Annotated in this window: 17 protein-coding genes; 6 read left to right on the top strand and 11 right to left on the bottom strand. The window is 74.1% G+C overall.

The genetic code is table 11. The features are described 5' to 3' along the window. Nucleotides 1-113: 113 nt before the first annotated feature. The 6 genes from AC5L36_RS21550 to AC5L36_RS21525 all read right to left on the bottom strand — a co-directional run bounded on the left by AC5L36_RS21550 (nt 114) and on the right by AC5L36_RS21525 (nt 6,434). On the bottom strand, nt 114-563 hold the full coding sequence (locus tag AC5L36_RS21550; protein ID WP_441218318.1) for a DinB family protein: 450 nt from the start codon (nt 561-563) through the stop codon (nt 114-116). Between the two features lie 558 nt (nt 564-1,121). Continuing rightward, nucleotides 1,122-1,766: a response regulator transcription factor gene (locus tag AC5L36_RS21545; protein WP_441218316.1), complete on the bottom strand. Its 645-nt coding sequence runs from the start codon at nt 1,764-1,766 to the stop codon at nt 1,122-1,124. A gap of 15 nt (nt 1,767-1,781) precedes the next feature. Beyond that, a complete protein-coding gene (locus AC5L36_RS21540) occupies nt 1,782-2,999 on the bottom strand; it encodes a sensor histidine kinase (protein WP_441218314.1) in 1,218 nt (405 codons plus the stop codon). A gap of 190 nt (nt 3,000-3,189) precedes the next feature. Continuing rightward, complete coding sequence (locus AC5L36_RS21535; protein WP_441218312.1) at nt 3,190-3,693, bottom strand: GNAT family N-acetyltransferase; 504 nt, start codon at nt 3,691-3,693, stop codon at nt 3,190-3,192. Then, nucleotides 3,690-5,261 carry a hypothetical protein gene (locus AC5L36_RS21530; protein ID WP_441218310.1) on the bottom strand — a complete coding sequence of 524 codons (1,572 nt, stop codon included), beginning with the start codon at nt 5,259-5,261 and terminating at the stop codon, nt 3,690-3,692. Before AC5L36_RS21530 ends, AC5L36_RS21535 begins: the two co-directional genes overlap by 4 nt. 24 nt (nt 5,262-5,285) lie before the next feature. Next, nucleotides 5,286-6,434, bottom strand: coding sequence for a CapA family protein (locus AC5L36_RS21525; RefSeq protein ID WP_441218308.1), 1,149 nt, complete (start codon nt 6,432-6,434; stop codon nt 5,286-5,288). 70 nt (nt 6,435-6,504) lie between these two features. Here AC5L36_RS21525 and AC5L36_RS21520 point away from each other — a divergent pair, with 70 nt between their 5' ends. Continuing rightward, nucleotides 6,505-8,124, top strand: a complete 1,620-nt coding sequence (locus AC5L36_RS21520; protein WP_441218306.1) for a hypothetical protein — start codon at nt 6,505-6,507, stop codon at nt 8,122-8,124. A gap of 466 nt (nt 8,125-8,590) precedes the next feature. On the opposite strand, the gene AC5L36_RS21515 is transcribed toward AC5L36_RS21520, so the two are convergent. Both AC5L36_RS21515 and AC5L36_RS21510 read right to left on the bottom strand, forming a co-directional pair. Further along, a complete protein-coding gene (locus AC5L36_RS21515) occupies nt 8,591-9,835 on the bottom strand; it encodes an arginine deiminase (RefSeq protein WP_441218304.1) in 1,245 nt (414 codons plus the stop codon). A 16-nt stretch (nt 9,836-9,851) separates the two neighbouring features. Then, entirely contained in the window at nt 9,852-11,267 is a 1,416-nt protein-coding gene (locus AC5L36_RS21510; protein ID WP_441218302.1) for a basic amino acid/polyamine antiporter, read from the bottom strand. Between the two features lie 108 nt (nt 11,268-11,375). Here AC5L36_RS21510 and AC5L36_RS21505 point away from each other — a divergent pair, with 108 nt between their 5' ends. Continuing rightward, the gene (locus tag AC5L36_RS21505; protein ID WP_441218300.1) at nt 11,376-12,644 is read left to right on the top strand and encodes an MFS transporter; all 1,269 of its coding nucleotides are present in this window, start codon (nt 11,376-11,378) and stop codon (nt 12,642-12,644) included. Here the strand turns inward: AC5L36_RS21505 and AC5L36_RS21500 are convergent. Both AC5L36_RS21500 and AC5L36_RS21495 read right to left on the bottom strand, forming a co-directional pair. Continuing rightward, the gene (locus AC5L36_RS21500) at nt 12,562-14,361 is read right to left on the bottom strand and encodes a DUF2207 family protein (RefSeq protein WP_441218298.1); all 1,800 of its coding nucleotides are present in this window, start codon (nt 14,359-14,361) and stop codon (nt 12,562-12,564) included. The genes AC5L36_RS21505 and AC5L36_RS21500 overlap by 83 nt on opposite strands. A gap of 7 nt (nt 14,362-14,368) precedes the next feature. Beyond that, nucleotides 14,369-14,953 (bottom strand): LemA family protein, encoded by a 585-nt coding sequence (locus AC5L36_RS21495; RefSeq protein ID WP_441218296.1) that lies wholly within the window; start codon nt 14,951-14,953, stop codon nt 14,369-14,371. A gap of 191 nt (nt 14,954-15,144) precedes the next feature. On the opposite strand from AC5L36_RS21495, the gene AC5L36_RS21490 reads away from it, so the two are divergent. After that, a complete protein-coding gene (locus tag AC5L36_RS21490) occupies nt 15,145-17,067 on the top strand; it encodes an outer membrane protein assembly factor BamB family protein (RefSeq protein WP_494908727.1) in 1,923 nt (640 codons plus the stop codon). Here AC5L36_RS21490 and AC5L36_RS21485 read toward each other — a convergent pair. Then, nucleotides 17,044-19,110: an MMPL family transporter gene (locus AC5L36_RS21485; RefSeq protein ID WP_441218292.1), complete on the bottom strand. Its 2,067-nt coding sequence runs from the start codon at nt 19,108-19,110 to the stop codon at nt 17,044-17,046. The genes AC5L36_RS21490 and AC5L36_RS21485 overlap by 24 nt on opposite strands. A gap of 130 nt (nt 19,111-19,240) precedes the next feature. Here AC5L36_RS21485 and AC5L36_RS21480 point away from each other — a divergent pair, with 130 nt between their 5' ends. From AC5L36_RS21480 to AC5L36_RS21470, 3 genes are all read left to right on the top strand, one after another. Continuing rightward, the gene (locus AC5L36_RS21480) at nt 19,241-20,392 is read left to right on the top strand and encodes a sensor histidine kinase (protein ID WP_441218290.1); all 1,152 of its coding nucleotides are present in this window, start codon (nt 19,241-19,243) and stop codon (nt 20,390-20,392) included. Then, nucleotides 20,389-21,039: a response regulator transcription factor gene (locus tag AC5L36_RS21475; RefSeq protein WP_441218288.1), complete on the top strand. Its 651-nt coding sequence runs from the start codon at nt 20,389-20,391 to the stop codon at nt 21,037-21,039. Before AC5L36_RS21480 ends, AC5L36_RS21475 begins: the two co-directional genes overlap by 4 nt. A gap of 80 nt (nt 21,040-21,119) precedes the next feature. Continuing rightward, complete coding sequence (locus tag AC5L36_RS21470) at nt 21,120-21,569, top strand: ATP-binding protein (protein WP_441218286.1); 450 nt, start codon at nt 21,120-21,122, stop codon at nt 21,567-21,569. The last annotated feature ends 6 nt before the right edge of the window (nt 21,570-21,575 follow it).

Genomic DNA, 21,575 nt, shown 5'->3' with positions numbered 1-21,575 from the left:
CCCGCGTCGTGGCGCCCAGGACGGTCAGCAATCCGACGATCGCGCGGGCGGCGGCGCCGGTGTCCCACGGGGCACGCCACCTCCCGGTCGCGGGCCTGAATCGGATACGGAAGTCAGCGGCCGGTCTGGCCGTCGATCTGCTCGCGGATGATGTCGGCGTGGCCGGCGTGCCGGGCCGTCTCCTCGATGACGGCGAGCAGCACCCACCGAAGATCGCGGGTCTTCCCGTTGCGGACCACCGGCGCGTCACCCTCGCCCACCGCGGCGATGATCTCGTTGCTCGCCGCGCACGCGGCGCGGTACTCGGCCCGCAGCGTCCGGAGCGGAACCGAAGGGTCGACCCGCATCGACCGATCGCCTCTGGTGGGCTTCCGGCCGGCGACGATCTCCTCGAACCACATCGACTCGACGAACGTCAGGTGCTGCACCAGGCCGGCGATGTTTGTGCCCGAGCCGACCGTGCTGCGCCGCGCGTCGTCGTCGCTCAGGCCGGCCAGCTTCTTGAGGACGCCGGCACGCAGCCCGTCGAGCGTGGCCCGAAGCTGCTCCACCTCGGGAGTCATGCCAGGAACGGTGGTACCTGGTCGAACACGCCATCGAGTGGGCCACCGGTCCGGTCCGAAGGCGTCCAGGGCCGGCCTGGCTTGTCTGGTCCGTTCATGACGTCAGGATGGGCCATGCCCGGGCAGCACGTGCGGTAGACCCGCCCCGCTTCGTCGCGACCTGGGTCTTCGCGGCGTGGCGGCGGCGAGCGGGCCGTGGCGCGAAGGGACCACGGCTGTGTGACTGGGCCTGGTTCGCTCTACCGGTGCCACTGTCAATCGGGCGCCGCTCCCTTCGTTTTTAGCCGTCGCGAATTCACGTCATATCTGGGCGGCATTCCGCAGGGCGTCCACCGCAAGCAGATGACCGGCTGACCGACGTCGTGGTTGATGTTGTGCGCGGTCCCCGGGTGTTTCCCATTGGCGCGGGTCGGCGTGGGCCGCGAGCCACATCGCCGCGTTTGTTCGACCGTTACCAGCGGCGGACGCGCTGTCGGGAGGGTGGGGAAGATCCGGTCCTCGCCGATCGCGGCGGTGATGCCCCACGCGTCCAGCTCGTCGCGGAGGCGGGGCGGCGGGTCAGGCGTTGAGGAACCGCAGCACGGCGAGCACCCGCCGGTGGTCGGTGTCCGAAGGGGACAGGTCGAGCTTGAGGAAGATGGCGGTCACGTACTTCTCGACCGAGGCCGTGCTGAGAAACAGCGCCTCGGCGATCGCGCTGTTGGTGCGCCCCTCGGCCATCAGCGCGAGGACCTCACGTTCCCGGGCGGAGAGCGTGTCGAGCGTCGCGGTGCGGCGGCTGGCCGCCATGATCTGGCTGACCACCTCGGGGTCCAGGACGGTGCCGCCACCGGCGATCCGGTGCACCGCCTCGAGAAAGTCGCCGACGTCCGCGACCCGGTCCTTGAGCAGGTAGCCGAGCCCGTCGCAGCGGCCGGCGAGCAGCTCGGCCGCGTACCGCGTCTCCACGTACTGGGAGAGCACGAGCACGCCGACCGACGGGTGGGTGGCGCGCAGGGCGAGCGCGGCGCGCAGCCCCTCGGTGGTGAACGTCGGTGGCATGCGCACGTCGACGACCACCACGTCGGGTGGCTCCGCGGCGACGGCGGCGAGCAGGCCGGTGGCGTCACCGACCGCGGCGGTGACCTGGTGCCCCCGGCGGTGCAGCAGGTGCAGCAGGCCGTCCCGCAGGAGCGCGGAGTCTTCGGCGATGGCGACCCGCACGACAATGTCACCTCCTCACGCGCGCAGCGGCAGCTCGACGGTCACCACCGTAGGCCCGGCCAGCGGGCTGGCCAGGTCGAGGCGGCCGCCGACCGCCTTGAGCCGCTCGCCGAGCCCGGTGAGGCCGCCGGTGCCGTCCGGGTGCGGCCGGGCTCCGCCCACGCCGTCGTCGGTCACGGTCAGCCGCAGCCAGCCCGGCCCGGCGGGCGCCACCCCGAGCGTCACGCGCTGCGCGCCGCTGTGCTTGCCGGCGTTGGTGAGCAGCTCCGCCGCGGTGAAGTAGACGATCGCCTCGACCGCCGGCGAGGGCCGCTCCGGCAGCTCCACGATCACGTCGACCGGGATCACGCTGCGGGTGCGCAGGCTCTGGAACGCGGCCGGCAGCCCGCCGTCGAGCACCGGCGGGTGGATGCCGCGGGCAAGGTCGCGCAGGTCGACGATGGCCTGCTTGGCGCGGGCGTGCGCCGTGTCGACGAGCGCGAGCGCGGCGGTGACCTCGCCGTCGCGCAGCTCCTCCCGGGCCAGCCCGAGCTGCATGGCCAGGGCCACCAGCTGGGCCTGGGCGCCGTCGTGCAGGTCGCGCTCGATCCGCCGCAGCCGGGCCGCGGACTGGTCGACGGCGGCCGCCCGCCCCTCCCGGAGCAGGCTCTTCTCGGTCGGGCCGAGCAGGGCGCGGGCGAGCGCGGCGTCCACCCCGACCAGACCGCGGGTGACCCACGGCGCGGCCGCCAGCAGCGCGGCGCCGCCCGCGGCCAGCGCCAGCGCCCGCGGCCAGGTGTCGAACCCGGTGAGGGCGCCGCCCGGAGCCATCCACCACCACAGTGGATAGAGCAGGGAGAAGGCGCCGGTCGCCCACACGCCGAGCACGATGCCCAGCTGGACCATGCCGAGCGGCAGCTTGAGCCCGAGGAAGAGCAGCGCCCGCCAGGCGGTCGTGTCGGTGAGGCTGCTCCGCACCCAGTCGAACACGCCCGTCGGCCAGGACCGTGGCGGCGGCTCCGGTATCCGCGTGTCCAGGAGGCGGGCGATCAGCGCGCGGTGCAGCCGGCCCCACGCCCGCGCGCCACGCAGGCCGGCGGCGAGCAGCAGCACCCCGATGACCGAGAACGCCTCGCCGAGCACGAACAGCGCGTACACACCGCCGGGCACCGCCAGCAGCGCCGAGATCGTCGCGTACAGCAGGCGCCGCCAGGTCTCGGGGCCGAAGGTGGCCCGCCACGCACGCCGCAACATGCACCACAGCGTGCCTCCCGGCCGGCGGCCGCACTACCCGGCCAGCCCTACTCCAGGACTCGGGACCGCCGGCTACCGGGTGGGGGCGCGCCGCGCACACCCTGAGCCCCATGACCCATCAGACCCCTTTCCTGGTACCCGGCGTGATCGTGCTCGCCGCGGCCGTCGCCGCCTGGATCGCGGTGACCGATCAGGTGAGCTCGCCGGCGAGGAGGTCCATCAGGAGTCCGTCGTGGAAGGTGCCGTCCTGGCCCTGCTCGTACCGCCGCATCACACCGACCGGCTTGAAGCCCGCCTTCTCGTACGCCCGGATGGCCGCGACGTTGTCCGCCGCCGGGTCGATGACGAGCCGGTGGTGGCCGAGGTCGTCGACGAGGTGCCGGGCGAGCGTGCGCACCGCGTCGGTGCCGAGCCCCCGCCCGGACCGGCCCGGGTCCAGGTAGATGTCCAGGCCCGCGTGGCGGTACTGCGGATCCTCCTCCTCGTACCACTGGATGGCGCCGACGATCTCGCCCTCGGCGAGGATCGCGTAGGTGTGGTCCAGCTCCTCCACGACGGCGGCCGCGTAGTCCTCCTCGGCCGCCATGTCCCACCACCGGCGCACCTCGGGCGTCGCGCGGATCGCGACGAGCGCGTCCACGTCGCCCTCCGCGGCCGGCCGGAGCGTCACCCGCTCGCCGTGCAAGGTCGTCATGCCGCGACGCTAGCCTTCACCGCCGCGAGGTCGTCGGCGGCGCGCTGTGCCGTAACGGCGAGGCGGTCGCGGAGCTCGCCGAGCTCGGTGGTGGCGCGTTCGGCCCGCTGCCGCGCGTTCGCGAGGTCGGTGGCGTGCCGCTCGTGGCGGTCGGCGCGCCGCCGCCGCTCCTGCCGCCACCGGACGCCGGCGGCGACCAGCAGGACCGCGCCGGCGAGCGTGCCGAACACGGCCAGGCCGTCGGGCCAGGCGACGAGCGACAGGCAGAGCAGCGCGCCGCCGGCGAGCGTGGCGATGGTCGCCTTGGTGGGCACGGCTTCCTCGGGGTACCGGGAGTCGATCTTCGCCCGCACCGCGTCGAGCCCGTCCGGCGGCGCGCCGGTGCGCACGCGTACCGGCAGGTGCTCGACCGCGGTGGTCGCCTCGCGCGGCGGGTCGGTGGCGGCGTCGGCGGCCAGCCGCTCCGCGTCCGCCAGCAGCCACCGGGCACCGGCCGCGCGGGCGGCGCGGGCCAGCGGCGTGCCGTCCGGCGCGAACGCGTCGGCGAGCAACAGCTCCAGGGCGGTGCCGGCCGGGGCGTTCCACGGCTCGTCCGGCGCGTGCTCCTCGCCCTCGATGACCGCGCGCAGCTCGGCCGACCGGCGCAGCAGCGGCACCTCCTCGGCCGAACCCTCGTCGACGAGCGCACGCAGCACGCCGGGCAGCGAGGTCGGCGCGTCCGTCCCGCCGGCGGTGCTCGTACACAGCTCGCGCAGCGCGGCGAGCCGGGCGCCGGCGGCCAACGCCTCCTCGGCGTCCGCGACGGGTTCCACGATGGACTGTGGCCGGTGGACGATCGCCGGCAGCGCGTCGACCCGCGCGCGCCACGCCCGCGCCGCCACCTGCTCCGGCTCCGGGTCGAGCCCCTCGACGAGCGCGACCAGCCGCTCGCCCAGCAGCGCCCGCCCCTCCGGGCCGAACCGCCCCGCCGCCGCCTCGGTCCACAGTGTCCGGACGGCGCGGCTGACCGGCCCGGTGGCGGGCAGCGGGCCGAACGCCTCGGGCAGCCACTTCGCGTACAGCTCGGCGCGGCCGGTGACGGCGCCGGTCAGCGTGACGAGCAGCGCGGTCCGCTCCGCGTCCCGCTCGGCGGCGAGGGCGAGTGGCGCGGCGGCGTCCTCCCCGCGCAGCAGCGCCACCAGCGCGACCGTCGCCGGCGCGAGCCAGTAGCCGGGCACGTCCGCGACGTCCGCGGCCGGCGGCGCCTGGCCCTGGCTCGCCGCGGCGACAACCTGGCGGGCCCGGTGCCGCACCAGCGCCGGCGGGTCGAACATGGCCAGCGTCATCCGCAGGTCGCTCAGCTCCACGAACGCGTCGAACGCCCGCGTCAGCCGGTCGAGCCGCATCTCCACCGAGCCCTGGAGCTTGCTCAGCTCGGAGCGGAGGCGGCTGCTCTCCCGCTGCTGCGTGTAGAGCGAGGAGCTCAGCGAGGTGACCTCGTCGCCCAGCTCGCGGATGGCCCGCTGCTGCCGGTAGTCCTGCCAGTTGTCGGACATCAACCAGTCCGAGAACGCGCTCCCGTCCGTCACGGCGAACACGTTAGGCGGTCGTGTCTACCTCGGCGGGCCGTCGGTGACCTGGAGGCCGGCCGCGGCGGCGCCCCGCATGGTCACGTACCCGGCGATCCGTTCGTGGATCCGGGCGTAGTCGCCCGCGCGGGCACCGCCGCCGCTCTTGGCCGCGGCGAGGTCGACCAGCCGGGCCTTCGGGTGGTACTCCATGAAGACCGGCCGTACCTCGACCCCGGTGACCTCCCACCTGCGGGGCGCCACCTCGGTGAACGTGAAGGTGGGCAGGACCGAGTCGGCGGTGTTCTCCGGCGAGCCGTCCTGGAAGCGGACGAGCAGGTTGCCCAGGCCGTAGGCCACCCACTTGTCGCCGATCTTCTCGAACGGCTGCACCACGTGCGCGTGCATCCCGACGATCAAGTCGACGTCCGGGCTGGCGAGCAGCTGGTTGGCGAGCCCGACCTGGCCCGCGTCGGCCTCGTTCTGGTACTCGGTGCCCCAGTGCATCGACAGGATGACGATCTCGGCGCCCGCCTTCCGGGCGCGGTGGGCCTCGGCCAGGATGGCGTCCGGGTCGATCAGGTTGGCGATCCAGGGCCGGCCGGGTGGGCGGTCGATGCCGTTGAAACTGAACGTGTACGACAGCTGGGCGACCGCGACCCCGTGCACGTCGAAGACGTTCGGCGTGGCCGCCTCCCGCGCCGACCGGGCCGACCCGGTGTGCCGCAGCCCCACCCTGTCGAGGTGATCCAGGGTGCGGTCGACCCCCTCGGGCCCGTAGTCCAGCGTGTGGTTGGAGGCCGTGGAGCAGGTGTCGAACCCGGCCGCGGCCGCGTCGTCGGCGAGCTCCACCGGCGCGTTGAAGATCGGAAACCCGGTGAACGGCCCGCCCTCCGGCCCGAGCGGCTGCTCGACGTGGCACACCGCGATGTCGGCCGCCCGTACGGTGGGCACGATCGCCGCCATGATCTGGCCGAAGTCGTACCCGCCCTCGCCCGCCGCCTCCGCGTCGGCCTTGGCCTGGGCGACCAGCGCCGGCTGCACGAAGAGGTCACCCGCGGCCGCCACGGTCAGCGTCATCGGCCGGGGCGGCGTGGGGGAGGGCGCCGGGGCGGCGGCCTCCGGATCGCCCTCGCGGCATCCCGGTACCACCAGGACCAGCGCCAAGCCGACTACCAACGGCTTACCTCGCATATGCCGCATTCTCGGCGCGGCCCGGCCACCCACGGACCAGATCGCCGAAAGCACTCCCTAGCATGGCCGTGTGCTGTACCGCCCCGCGCGCGCCGCGGTCACCGCCGTCCGCGCGCGCACGGCGCGGCTCGTCGACGCCGGCGCGGTCCTGCTGCTGCTGGCCCTCGTGCCGGCCGTGCACAGTCTCGGCCCGATGCTGCGCGCGCCGTTCTGGCTGGACGAGTCGTGGGTGGCGATGTCCGCGCGGGCGTCGTTGCGGCAGGCGCTCGACCTGACCGGCCCCACCCCCGTGGGGTGGACGCTGCTGATGCGGGCGATCCCCGGCGACGACCCGGAACGCCTGCGCCTGCTCCCGTTCCTCTTCCTGGCCGCCTCGGTCCCCGCCGGCTACGCGCTGGGCCGCCTGCTCGGCTGGGAGCGGCGCGCGTACGCGGTGCTGGCCGGCCTGACCGGCGCCGCCGGCGCCCTTCTGCTCCCGGCGCAGCAGGTGCGGCACGACCTCAAGCAGTACACGGCCGACGGCGCCGTCGCGGTCGCGCTGCTGGCGCTGGCCGCGTGGGCCGAGTCCCGGTGGAGCTACCGCCGGCTGGGCGTCTTCGCCGGCTGCGCGGCGCTGGCCATGTTCGTCAGCCATCCGGCCCTGCTGGTGGGCGGCGCCGCGCTGGGCGCCTTCGTGCTCGTGGCGTTCCTCCGCCGCGACCGCGCCGGCCTGCGCCGGGCCGCCGTGGTGGCGGTCGCCGGCTGGCTGGCCATGGCCGCCGTCTACCTCACCGTCTCCCGGCGCGGGCAGATCGACAGCCTGGAGACCTACTGGAACGGCTACTTCCTCAGCCTCACCGAGGGCCCCAGCCTGCCCGGCTACCTGTCGTCGCGGCTGGACGGCCTGGGCGACTTGCTCGGCCTGCCGTGGCCGGTGTTCGCGCTGCTGGCGCTGGCCGGCGTGGTCACGATGGCGAAGACCGGACGTCCGGTGGCGGCGGCGTCGACGGTCGCCCTGCCGGCCGGCATGATCGTGGCCGGCTACCTGCACGCCTACCCGGTGCTCGACCTGCGCACCTCGCACTTCCTCCTGGTGTCGACGGCGGTCAGCGCCGGCATCGGGGTGGTCGGGATCGCGAGCCTCGCCCGCCGGTGGCGGCTGCCGCTCACCGCCGTGGTGGCCACGGCCGCGGTGGCGGCGTTCGCGCTGGCCAACGCCGGCTGGCTGCGCTACTACGCCCCGCCCGGCATCTACCCGCGCCAGCCCGAGCACTTCGCCGCCGGCTACGTGCGCTACGACATCCGCGACCAGATCCGCTACGTGGAAGCCAACCGCCGCCCCGGCGACGTCGTCCTGGTCAACTCCTGGGGCAACTTCGGCTTCGCCTACTACTGGCGCCCGGACCCGCCGACCTTCGTCCCCGACCCCGACTTCGGCAACGGCTGGGCCGCCGACTACGCCCCGCGGACCCACGTCGTCGTGGCCGCCGCCCGCGAACAGCCCGCGCTGGAGGACGCGGTGGCCCGCGCCGAACGCCTGCTCACCCCCGGCGCCCGGATCTGGCTGATCCGCACCCACCTGGAGTTCTTCGAAGTGGCCGGCTGGCAGCAGGCCCTGCGCGGCCGCCACGTCAACTGGATCCCGGTGGGCCCCGAACCCCTCGGCGTCGTCACCCAACCCCGCCCCGACCCCCTCGCCCCCGCGGGCTAGCTCCCGGGGGCACCGCTCCGGTCGGCGGCGAGCTGGCGCGCGCCGAAATCCCCGACGCTTTTGGAAGGCGTGGTGATCGTTAGCCCGGAAACCGGACAACACGCCGGAGAGACTCCGGGTGTTGGGCTAAGGATCATGGAGCGCGGGGGACACCGGGGCTTGCGGAGCCTTGCTTGGTCGGGCCTCAAGCCCGGCCAAACCGCGAAGGTCGAGGGTATGGCGGCCTAACTCTCCTAGATCCGGAGTCTTTGCGCTGCGGAGGGCGACATTGTGGACAAACGGCGACCGTCGCGCGACCCGACGGGGTTAGCGCGACCAGCGGCGGACGGGTGAGGCCGCGGGAGCGGCGGTCTGGACCACGACGGACGTCGCGGTAGCCCAATTCTCCTGGAAAATCGGCTTCGGCGGCCGACCCATACTCCGGAAGCTCCGGACCACCTATGGCGCCTGGATCGCGGAACGCGGGTCAGTAGGGGACCGGGTCGCGGATGATGGGGCAGGTCATGCAGTGACCGCCGCCGCGGCCGCGGCCCAGTTCCGCGCCGACGATGGTGATCACCTCGATGCCGGCGGCGCGGAGGAGCTTGTTGGTCTGGGTGTTGCGGTCGTAGGTGAAGACGACGCCGGGCTCCAAGGCGACCGCGTTGTTGCCGCTGTCCCACTGCTGGCGTTCCGAGGCGTAGACGTCGCCGCCGGTCTCGATCACCTGAAGGCCGGGCAGGCCCAGCGCCTCCGCCACCACGTCCACGAAGGACCGTCCACCGTGGTCGGTGACCGCGATGCCGGGCGCGCGCTCGGTGGGGTGGATGGAGAAGGCGTGCACGGTGTCCATGATGGACGGGTAGAGCGTCACCACGTCGCGGTCGGCGAACGTGAAGACCGTGTCCAGGTGCATCGCGGAGCGGAGCTTGGGCATGCCGGCGACGACCACGTGCTCGGCCGCGCCGTTTTCGAAGAGGGCCTGCGCGACCTGCCCGATCGCCTGGCGGGAGGTGCGTTCGCTCATGCCCATCAGCACGACGCCGTTGCCGACCGGCATGATGTCGCCGCCCTCGAACGTGGCCTGCCCCCAGTCCCGGTCCGGGTCACCCCACCACACCGTGGCACCCACGAAGTCGGGGTGGAACTGGTAGATGGCCTTCATCAGCGTGGTCTCGTCGTGGCGGGCCGGCCAGTAGAGCGGGTTGAGCGTGACCCCGCCGTACAGCCAGCAGGTGGTGTCCCGGGTGTAGAGCGTGTTCGGCAGCGGCGGCATCAGGTACTGGCGGACGCCGGTCGACTCGCGGGCCAGCGCGACGTAGTCCGGGCGGAACTCGTCCGGTAGGTCCGTGGTGGCGAGCCCGCCGATGAGGTACTCGGCGAGCTGGCGCGGCGCGAGCTCGTCGAGGAAGGCGCGGGTGTCGTCGACGAGCCCGACGCCCACCTCGTTCGGGACGATCTTGCGGTCGAGCAGCCACGAGCGGGCCTCCGGCAGCGTGACCGTCTCGGTGAGCAGGTCGTGCAGCTCGACCACCTCGACGCCGCGCCGCCGCAGCTCGTCGACGAAGCCGGCGTGGTCCCGCTGGGCGTTCTCGACCCACATCACGTCGTCGAAGAGCAGGTCGTCGGCGTTGGTCGGGGTAAGGCGGCGGTGGGCCAGGCCGGGCGCGCAGACCAGCACCTTGCGCAGCCGGCCGACCTCGGAGTGGACGCCGTAGCCGGAACCCGTCATCGGAAACCCCCTGTGCCTAGAGGCTGATCCAGCCAGCGGCCAGCGCGACGACACCCAGCACCGCGCCGGCGATCGAGACGGCGAGCAGCACGGCCTCGCCGGGGGAGAAGAGGCGGCGGCCCTGCTCGCGCCGGGCCATCACGAACAGGACGGTCGCCGGCGCGTACACGATGAACGACACGAGCACGTACTTGAGGCCGGCCGCGAACAGCAGGAACGCCGTGTAGGCGGTGGCGAGCACCGCGACGGCAAGGTCGCGGCGGTGGCCCCGGGCGACCTTCACCGCGTAGCCGGCCGCGAGCAGGAACGGGATCAGGGTGAGCGCGCTGGTCATGTCGAGCGCGAAGTTGAACGCGTCGTCGGAGAAGAGCGTCACGACGAGGAAGACCTGCACGAGCACCGTGGTGAGGACCAGCGCGGCGATCGGCACGTCCGTGGCGGTCTGCCGGCGCAGGAAGCGCGGCATGTCCTCGTCCTTGGCCGCGACGAAGAGCACCTCGGCGGCCATCAGCGTCCACGCCAGGTACGCGCCGAGCACGGACACGATCAGCCCGATGCTCACGAACACCTTGCCCCAGGTGCCCACCGCCTCCTCGAGCACGCCGGCCATCGACGGCTGCCGCAGCTCCGCGATCTCCGACATCGGCATGATGCCGTAGGACACGATCGTCACCGACGCGAAGACGGCGAAGACGCTGAGGAACCCCAGCACCGTCGCGCGCCCGACGTCCGCGCGGCGCCGGGCGTGCCGGGAGTACACGCTGGCGCCTTCCACGCCGAGGAACACGAAGACGGTGGCGAGCATCGTGCCGCGCACCTGGTCGAAGAGCGAGCCGGCGTAGTCGGCGCCGGCGAAGTTGTCGGCGAACACGCCCGGGTCGAGGTAAAAGGCCGCGATCAGGACGAAGACGACGATCGGCACGAGCTTGGCCACGGTGACGATCCGGTTGATCGCCGTGGCCTCCTTGATGCCGCGGCTGATGAGGACGAAGAACGCCCACAAACCGACCGAGGAGAGCACCACCGCGAGCACCGTGTCACCTTCGCCCAGCGCCGGCGCGATCGCGCCGATGGTCGACATGATGAGCACCCAGTACGTCACGTTGCCCACGCAGGCGCTGGCCCAGTAGCCGAAGGCGGAGAAGAAGCCGGGGTACTCGCCGAAGCCGGCCTTGGCGTACGCGTACACGCCGGCGTCGAGGTGCGGGCGGCGCAGCGCGAGCATCTGGAAGACGAACGCGAGCATCAGCATGCCGGTCCCGGCCACCACCCACGCGATCAGGGCGCCGGCCACGCCGGTCTCCTGCGCGAACCGTCGCGGCAGCGAGAACACGCCCGCGCCGACCATCGAGCCGACGACCATCGCGGTCATCGTCCAGAACGTCAGCTTCGCGGTCGGTGGAGCGGCGGCCTTGGTGTCGAGGTCGGTCATGCGCTTCCCCCACGCTGTCCCGACCACCGTAGCCCGATTTCAGGACTAATCCGGGCGAACCGGCAACAGCCTTGACCTCAACCCCGCTTGAGGTCAGACGCTTGCCGGGTGGCAGGACGGCGTTCGGGGGCGCTCGCGGTACTGCTGCTCGGCTCCACCCTCACCGTGATGGCGGGGGCGGTGCTGTCGCCGGTCGTCGAGCTGCTCCGCGCCGAGCGGGGGATCAGCGCCACCGCCGCGGGCCTCGTCGTCACCGTCCACGGCGCGTCGCTGGCGGTCGCCGGGCCCTTCGTGGGCCGGGTCGTCGACCGGTGGGGTACGCGCCGCCCGCTCGCCGCCGGACTGCTGCTCTACGGCCTCTCCGGCGGCGCTGGCCTGGTCGTCGAGGCGTACCCGGTGCTGATCGCGACCCGGCTGTTGTTCGGCGTCGGTGCCGCATTCGTATTCACCGGGACGACCGTCGCGCTGCTCGACCGCTACGACGGCGCCCGCCGCGACCGGGTGATGGGCTGGCGCTCCACGGCGATCAGCCTCGGCGGCGTGGCGTGGCCGCTCGCCGGCGGCGCGCTCGGCGCGCTCTCCTGGCACGCGCCCTTCGCCGTCTACCTCCTCGCCCTCCCGCTGGCCGCCCTCACCTGGCACCTCCCCGAAAACCCAAAGCCGCCCGCGAACCCAAAGCCGCCCGCGAACGCGGAGCCGCCCGCGAACGCGGAGCCGCCGGCGCGGGCGCTGCTGAGGAACCCCGCGCTGGTGGGCACCTACGCCCTCCAGTGCGTGGCCACCGCGCTGCTCTACGCCGTCCTGGTCTTCCTGCCGGTGCGGCTCGCCGAGCTCGGCGTCACCAGCACGGTCGCTGTCGCGTGCTACACCGCCGGCCTGTCGGTGGCGATGAGCGGGGCCGGCCTCGCGTACCCGCGCCTGCGGGCCCGGTTGGGCCACAGTGGACTGTTGCGGCTCGCGTTCGCGGCCTGGGCCCTCGCGTCGCTCGCGCTCGCCGCCGGTGCCGGCCCGCTGCTGCCGCTCGCCGCGGCGGCCCTCTTCGGCGCCGGCATGGGCGTGGCCGTGCCCGCGCTCACCGTGCTGACCGGGGACCACGCCCCACCCGGCCGGCGCGGGCAGGCGACCGCGCTGCTGGCGACCGCCGGGTTCGCCGGGCAGTTCGCCGCCCCGCTCGCGTTCGGTCCCTTGGCCGCGGCCACCTCCACGCCCGCCACGTTCCTCGCCGCGGCCGCCCTGGCCGCCACGACCGGTCTCGCCGCAGCCGTCCTGGCCGCCGCCACCGGGGCGGGCCCGGTCAGGAGCGGACGCGGGCCGCGCACTGGGCGGCCAGCCACGGCAGGTACGCCTGGCGGTCGCGGGCCTCGCCGATCAGCGTGAGCACGACGGTGGTCTCGCCGACCCGGAGCGCCGCCCGCTCGCCCGCCGCGAACGCGCCGTCACCGATGCCGGGCAGCGCCTGGCCGCGCGAGTTGGCCCGCCAGGCCCACCGGGCCGGGGTGCCGCCGAGGGTCTGCACGAGCAGCAGCGGCCGGCCCCGGTCGACGGAGAGGAACTGCGCGCCGCTGTGTACCCCGCCCAGTGCCGTCGTGTCGCCGGCCCGCACCGGCCGGCCCAGCGCCCGTTCGACCTCCTCGACGGTCAGCAGGTCGCCGGCGTCCGCGCGCGGCGCGGCGGCCGGTGTGGGGGTGGCGATGTCACCGGTGGGCGGCTCGTAGAGCTCCCGGGAACGGCCGTGCCCGACGACGTCGAGGTCGAGGACGCGGCGGCTCCACGGCCGTACCCGGATGGTGACGGTGTCGCCGTCGTGGCAGCGGCCGGCCCACTCGCTGGGCAGGCCCCACGCGGTGGTGCGGTCGTCGGTGCCGTCGTCCACGGCCAGGTAGTGCAGCCAGGGCCGGGACGGCCGGTCCTCGCCCTGCGACTCGGAGAGCCACACCTCCGTCCAGAGCACCTCGCCGGTGATCGTGCGCTCGGTCGCGAGGTCGACGAGGGCGCGGGCGAGCCGGTAGGCGCCGTAGAGCAGGATCAGGAAGCAGGCTACGACGACCCCGTCGGCGACGCGCTCCGGCAGCCGCTCCAGCACGTTGGCGGCGAACACCAGCGGGCCGAGGCCGGCGACGACCGCGAATACCGCGCGGGTGATCAGCTTCCCCGAGGTGCGGCCGTAGCGGGTCGACAGGCGCGGGTAGCGGACCCGTACTCGGTGCCACGTGCCGCCGAACGACGACCACACCAGCTCGCGGTTGCCCATGCCCAGGTCGAGGACGGCGCTGGCCAGGTGGGTGGCGCCGACCGCCGCGCCGTAGCCGAGGTAGCGGTCCCAGACCGTCACCGCGGCCGGCGGCAGGTCGGCGAACTGCTCGTGCCCGCGCAGCCAGTCGCGTACCCCGAGCCAGCGCGCGGCGGCCTGCCGGCCGAGCGGGGTGTCCCGCTCGCCGGGTGAGATGGTGACGATGCCGGCGAGCACGAGGAACGTGACGAACCCGGTCGCGAACCCGCCGTTGTCCTCGGAGCCGCTCCACACTCCATAGTGGAACGACGCGGCGCCGGTGACGATCGCGGCCAGCACGGCGAGGCCCATCAGCGCGGCGACCAGGCCGGACCCGAAGCGGCGCTGGGACAGGCCGGCCGCGCGGGCGTCGGCGACGACCTCGGCGCGCAGCCGCTTGTTCCACGTCTTGGCCTGTGACTCGTCGCGGAAGGTGAGCGCGGTCAGCGGCACGACGCCGCCCACCGCGAGGCCGCGGACTCGGCTGAGCACGCGCCGCTCGTACGGCCGCAACCCGCTCTCGTCCGGCACCGTGGCGGGCAGGTGCGCGGTGGTCTGCATCGGGTCGCCGCCCGGCTGGCGCAGCTCGACGAAGCGCCGCGCGGCCAGGTCGAGCAGCGTCGACTCGGCCGCGTCCTCGGTGACCGCCCACCGGTTGACCAGCAGGCTCACCACGGCGGGAGGCTCGGGGCCGAGGTCCGGCGTGGCCGGCTCGGGCGGCGGGCTGGCCGGCCGGGTGAAGAGCCGGGCCAGCCCGTACGCGGTGAACCACCCGACGACGGCGACGCCGCCGACCACCAGGTCCAGTGCCGCTCGGTCGTCCATCGGCGGCCTAGAAGCGGACCTGGACCGGGCCGCGCTCGCCGCCCTCGGCCTCGAAGTACTCCCACACGCGGAAGCCCCCGACGCCGGCGACGATGTTGGTCGGCACCGACTGCACGCTCGTGTTGTAGGTCTGCACGGCGCTGTTGAAGAACTGCCGCGCGTACGCGATCTTGTCCTCGGTGTTGGCCAGCTCGCCTTGCAGCGCGGCGAAGTTCTGGTTGGCCTTGAGGTCCGGGTAGGCCTCGGCGAGCGCGAACAGCCGGCCGAGGGTCTGGGTCAGCATGTTCTCCGCCGCCGCCCGTCCGCCCACGCCCGGGTCGTGCGCCGCCACCGCGACCGCGTTGTTGCGGGCCGCGACCACCGCGTCGAGCGTGCTCCGCTCGTGCGCGGCGTAACCCTTCACCGTCTCGACAAGGTTGGGTACCAGGTCGTAGCGGCGCTTGAGCTGCACGTCGATCTGCGCCCACGACGCCTGTACCTGGTTGCGCTGCCGGATCAGCCGGTTGTACGCGGCCAGCGCCCAACCGATGACGACCACGCCCAGCAGGCAGACGAGTCCACCCGCGACGCCCAGTACGAGGCCACCGTTCATATGCACTCCAGGTGAAAAAATCTTGGTGTCGGCCCGATGGTGCGCCCCGGCGGCGGTGAAGTCGCGGGAATGTCGGGCATCGGACCGAAGCGACGGTCGATTTCCGGAAGCTTTTCGACACTCATGTATATTTACCTCCATCGATTCGATCAGGATTAGGGGGCGGTGTGAGATCTGTTATCGGTAGGGCGGTGGCCGCGTCCGCGGTGGCCGTGGTGTCCGCGGCGGTGGCTCTCGCGGTGGTGGTCGCCACACCCGCGGACGCGGCGGACGATCCACAGTGGGCGATGGGCGGGCACGACATCAGCAACACCCGCTCGAACCCGACGGAGACCATCCTGAGCCCGTCGACGGTGGGCGGTCTGCGGCAGGCCTGGACGTACACCACGCGCGGGCCGGTCTCGGCGACGCCCGCGGTGGTCGACGGCGCGGTCTACATCCCGGACTGGGGCGGCTGGTTCCACAAGGTCGACGCGAACACCGGCGCGGTGATCTGGTCCCGCTCGGTCGGGTCGTACGTGGGCTCCACCGACACGATCGTCTCCCGCACCCACCCCGTGGTCGTCGGGAACACCGTCTACATCGGCACCCAGACCGGCGCGCGGCTGCTGGCCGTCGACACGGCCAACGGCGACCTCCGCTGGAACGTGGCGACCGACCCGCACCCCGACGCGGTGCTCACCGGCGGTGCCCTCTACTACGACGGCGTGCTGTACCAGGGCGTCTCCTCCCTGGAGTTCACCCACGCGGGCGAGGCCGGCTACGACTGCTGCACGTTCCGGGGCAGCCTCGTGGCGTTCGACGCGAGCACCGGCGAGCGGCGGTGGAAGTCGTACATGCTGCCGGACCAGGGGCCGGGCGCGGACATCTTCAGCGGCGCCTCGGTGTGGGGCAGCACGCCGACGATCGACCCGGCCAGCAACACGATCTTCGTGGGTACCGGGCAGAACTACTCGGTGCCGCAGAGCGCCGCGCAGTGCCAGGCCAACGGCGGCACGCCGCAGCAGTGCCTGCCGTCGTGGAACGCCATGGACTCGATCGTCGCGCTCGACGCGACCACCGGCGCCATCAAGTGGAACACCGGGCCGGCCCGCTTCGACGAGTGGAACTTCGGCTGCCTGCCCGGCTTCCCGCCGAACAACTGCCCGAACCCCGGCCCGGACCACGACACCGGCGACGGCACCCACCTGTTCGATCTGCCCGCCCCGAACGGCACCACCCGCCGCGCGGTGATGGCGGGGCAGAAGAGCGGCGAGGTCTGGATGCTCGACGCGGCCACCGGCGCGATCATCTGGAGCGCCTCGATCGGGCCCGGCTCGACCCAGGGCGGCATCGAGTGGGGCACCGCCAACGACGGGCGGCGGATCTTCTTCACCTCCAGCAACATGGGCGGGGCGCAGCACACGCTGCCGGACGGCCAGACGATCAACTACAGCTCGTTCGGCGCGCTGGACGCGGCGACCGGGCGCATCCTCTGGCAGATCCCGGAACCCAACGGCGGGCGCGCGATCGGCCCGGTCACGTACGCCAACGGCGTCGTCTACGTCGGCTCGATGAACAACTGGATGTACGCGCTGAACGCGGACACCGGCCAGGTGCTGTGGCGGTTCCAGGGCGCCGGCTCGTCCAACGCCGGCCCGGCGATCGTCGGCGGCCGGTTGTACTGGGGCAACGGCTACTCGCGGGGCGGCACGACGAGCACGACGTTCTACTCGTTCGGGCTGCCCGGCACGCCGACGACCCCGCCGACCACGCCACCCACCACGCCCCCGACGACGCCGCCCACGAGCGCGCCGCCCACGACGGTGCCGCCGGGCGCGTGCGGCGTCACGTACCGGATCGTCAGCCAGTGGCCGGGCGGCTTCCAGGGTGAGGTCACCGTCCGCGCCACCCGGGCGATCACCGGCTGGACGGTCGGCTGGTCGTTCGCCAACGGCCAGCGGGTCAACCAGGCCTGGAACGGCACGGCCACCACCAGCGGCGCCAACGTGACCGTCCGGAACGTCGCGTACAACGGCAACCTGCCCGCGAACGGCAGCACGACGTTCGGCTTCCTGGCCAGCTGGACCGGCGCGAACGCGGTACCCGCGTCATTCACCTGCACCAGCCCTTAGCCCCATCCGCGCCGGGAGGGCCCTGAGCCCTCCCGGCGCCCACCAGTTCGCGTCACCGGCCAGCCGCATGAACGCCGGCACGAGCAGCCCGCGGATCACCGTCGCGTCCATCAGCACGGCGAGGGCGAGGCCGATCCCCATCAGCTTGAGGAAGCTCATCCCGCTGGCACCGAACGCCGCGAACGAGATCGCCAGGAGCAGCGCGGCGGCCGTGACGAGCCCGCCGGTACGGGCGAGCCCGGTCGCGACCGCGTGCGTGTTGTCGCCGGTGCGGTCGTACTCCTCCTTGATCCGGGAGAGCAGGAAGACCTCGTAGTCCATCGACAGCCCGAACGCCACGCAGAACATGAGGATCGGCATCGTCACGTCCAGCTGCCCGGTGGCCGTGAAGCCGAGCAACCCGGACAGGTGCCCCTCCTGGAAGATCCACACCATCGCGCCGAACGTGGCGGTGAGCGACAGCAGGTTGAGCAGGATCGCCTTGACCGGCACGAGCACGCTGCCGAACGCGGCGAACAGCAGCACCGCCGTGGTGAGCGCGATGACCGAGAGCGCGAGCGGCAGCCGGCCCGCGATGGCCGCCTTGGCGTCGACGAGCGCGGCCGCGTCGCCGCCGACCGCGTACCCGAACGGCGCGCCGAGCGCCCGGATGTCCCGGACCAGCCGTTCCCCGTCCGGCGAGCGCGGCACCACCGAGGGCACGACGCTCAGCCACGCGCCGGCCGCCGCCGCGCGCACGGTGACCTCGGCGACGCCGCCGACCCCGCGCACCCGTTCCGCGAACGCCGCCACCGCCGCGCCGTCGCGCACGCCCGGGAGCACGATCGCGAACTCGCCGGTCCGGTCGCCGGCGAACCGGCCGTCCAGCAACTCGGCCACCTGGCGCGCCTCGCTGGAGGCCGGCAGCGACCGGTACGACGGCAGCCCCGGGTCGACCCGGAGGAACGGGCTGGCCAGCGCGAGCAGCACCGCGATCGTGCCGACCGCGACCGGCACCGGCCGGCGCATCACCGCGCGGGCGAGGCGGCCCCACAGGTTTCCGGTGCGGCGCGCGCGGCCCACGCGCGGGCCGAGGACCGCCAGCAGCGCGGGCAGCGTGAGCAGCGAGGCGGCCGCCGCGGCCAGCACGACCGCCGCGCCGGCGTAGGCGAACGACCGCAGGAACGACAGCGGGAACACCAGCAGCGCGGAGAGCGAGACGGCCACGGTCAGCGCGGAGAACGCCACCGAACGCCCGGCCGTCGCCACGGTCCGCACCACCGCCTCGCCGGTCTCCCGGCCGGCCGCCAGCTCCTCCCGGAAGCGGGTCAGGATGAACAGGGAGTAGTCGATCGCGAGGCCGAAGCCGAGACCGGTCATCAGGTTGATCGAGTACACCGAGACGTCGGTGAGCCGGGCGACTCCGGCGAGGGCGAGCAGCGCGCCGGCGACCGCGACCGCCGCCACCGCCAAGGGCAGCGCCGCCGCGACAAGGCCGCGGAAGACGAGCAGCAGCAGGAGCAGCGTGGCCGGCACCGCGATGGCCTCGGCGCGGATCAGGTCGCGTTCGAGCTGCTCGCCGATCGCGGTGTCGATCGCGTACGCCCCGCCCACCCGCACGGTGAGCGGCCCGTGCCGGCCCGCGTAGGTGTCGGCGACCCGCTCGGCCGCCTCCTCCGGCAGGTCGACCACCACGAGGGCGGAGCGGCCGTCGGTCGACCGCAGCGCCGGCCCGCCCCCCGCCGACCAGTACGACAGGGCGGTCGTGACGCCGGGCTCGGCCTGGATCGCGGCGGTGAGCGCGCGGCCGGCGGCGGCCACGCCCGGGTCGTCGACCCCGGCGCCGGCCTCGACGAGCAGCACCAGCTCGGGCGCCGGCACGCCCGCCGCGGCGACGAACGCGGCCGCGCGGGACGACTCGGCGCCCGGGTCGGTGAGCCCGCCGTCGCCCAACCTGCCGAAGAGGGCGGAGCCCGCGGCGCCCGCGCCGAGTACGAAGAGGACGGTCAGCGCCAGCACGAGGCGGCGCCGCCGGACGGTGAGGTGACCGATTCTCGCGAACATGCCTTGAATCTGCGGCCCGGACCCCACCCGCCACATCGGACCGCGGCCGGTCGTACGGCGTACCCCGGTCCGGTCCGGGACGTACCACGGTACGGGGCGGGCGGCATCCGCCCGGCGGTACCCTGCGGTCGTGGACGGTCGAGGGCTGCGGGCGTGGGGTGGCGCGTTCACCACGGGCCTGGCCTTCCCGCTCGCGGCGCTCGCCGCGGCGCTGCTGGTCTTCGCCACCGCCGGCGTCTCGGCCGGCCTGGTGGCGGCGCTCGTCGCCGCGCTCGTCCCGTGGGCGCTGCTGGCCGGCCAGGTCCGGGTCGGGCCGTGGGTGATGGTGGTGGCCGGCATCGGCACCGCCGGGTTCGTCAGCGTCGCCTACCCGGCGCCGGGCGCCATCTTCCTGGCGTTGCTGGCGGTGGCCTGGCTCGCCGCGACGGGGGAGTCACCCGCGGCGGAGGGGACCGGGTTCGCGGCGGCGGTGCTGATCCCGATGGCGCACGTGTGGCGGTACGGCGAGTGGCGCGAGGACTACCCCGCGGCCATCTTCTTCGGCACCGGTGCCTGCTTCTCCTGGCTGATCGGGCGGATCCTGCGCCGCGAGCGCCAGCTCGTCGCCGCGCTCACCGAGGCGCAGGGCCGGCTCGACGCCGCCGCGGCCGCGGCCGAGCGGCGACGGATCGCGCTCGACGTGCACGACGCGATCGGGCACGGGCTCAGCGTCGTGCTCCTCAACCTGGTCGGCGCGCGCCAGGTCCTCGACCGCGACCCGGCGGCCGCCGCCGAGGCCCTGGAGCGGGCCGAGCGGGTGGGGCGGGAGAGCCTGGAGTCGGTGCGCGGCATCGTGGGGCTGCTCCGCGACCCGGGCGGCGACCGGCCCGCCGCGCAGCCGCCGCCACCGGGGGCGCCGGACATCGCCCGGCTGCTGGAGACCGCCGCGGCCTCCGGCATGGCGGTGCGCGCCGAGCTGCCCGCCGACCTGTCCACCGTGGACAGCTATACCGGGCTCGCCGCGTACCGTGTCGTCCAGGAGGCGATATCCAATGTGGAGCATCACGCACCGGGCGCGGAGACGGTGGTGAGCCTGGGCCGGGAGGCGGACCGGCTCGTCGTCGCGGTGCGCAACGGCCCCGCCCGCCGACCCGGACGCCCCGGCGCGGGCGGCGGCACCGGCCTCGCCGGGATGCGCCAGCGGGTCACCGGGCTCGGCGGCACCGTGTCGGCCGGCCCGGACGGTGACGGCTGGGTGGTCGAGGCGGTACTCCCGCTGAAGACCGTGGCGGTGGACGGATGATCCGGGTCGTGCTCGTCGACGACCAGGAACTGGTGCGGGCCGGTCTGCGCCTGATCCTGTCGCCGCACGACGACCTCGCCATCGCCGGCGAGGCGTCCGACGGGCGGGCCGGCCTCGCGGCCGCCCGCGCGCACCGCCCGGACGTCGTCCTCATGGACATCCGCATGCCCGTCCTCGACGGCGTGGAGGCGACCCGGCAGCTGCTCGCCGACCCGGAGCCGCCGCGGGTGCTGGCGCTCACCACGTTCGAGGACGACGAGGTGCTCTGGGGCGCGATCGAGGCTGGCGCGGCCGGGTTCGTGCTCAAGGACGCACCCGCCGCGGACCTGGTCGGCGCCATCCGGGTCACCGCACGCGGCGGCTCCTGGCTCGACCCGCGGGTGGCCGGCCGCGTCCTCGACGCGGTGCGCCGCCGCGCGACGCGGCCACTCGCGTCGCTCGACGCGCTCACCGAGCGTGAGCGTGACGTGCTCGGCCTCATCGCGTCCGGCGCCAACAACGCCGAGATAGCCGGCGCCCTCCACCTGAGTGAGCGCACAGTCAAGGGCCACGTCTCGGCCATCTTCCTCAAGCTCGGCGTCCGCGACCGGGCCGCCGCCATCATCCACGCGTACGACGCGGGCGTGACGCCGCGCCGCGACACCTGACCGCCACGTTGCGGGTTTGCCGTGTCCCAGCCGGGTACATTTCCCGTTGCACGCGGTTGGCGCGGGGGATGGGAGAGAGCATGGTGGTCGGGCGGCATCCGGACGACCGGTTGCCCCGTCCCGCCGACTCCCTGCTGGAGACCACGTTCGCCGAGGGTGAGCTGCCCGCCGTCCGCCGTCGGCTCGAAGAGGTGGCCCGCGAATGCGGCCTCACCCCCGACGAGGCGTACGACTGGGTGATCGCGGTCAACGAGCTGATGGCCAACGCGATCCGCCACGGCGGCGGCGCCGGCGAGCTGCTCGTCTGGCGCGACGGCGACCTGTGGTGCGAGGTGCGCGACAAGGGCCAGGGCTTCGCCGTCGGCCCCTACCTGGCGCCGCGCGAGCGCCCGGCGCCGTCCCCCAACGGCGGGATGGGCCTGTGGATCGCCCAGCGGATGACCGGCGGCATGCGGATCGAGAGCGGCCCGTCCGGCACCGCCGTGCGGATGCGCACGCCGCTGCGGCGGCCGGGCGAGCCGCTCGCCTGACCCCGG

The sequence above is a fragment of the Phytohabitans sp. LZ39 genome, from assembly GCF_059359075.1.
This window is presented reverse-complemented; position numbering and strand designations above follow the sequence as displayed.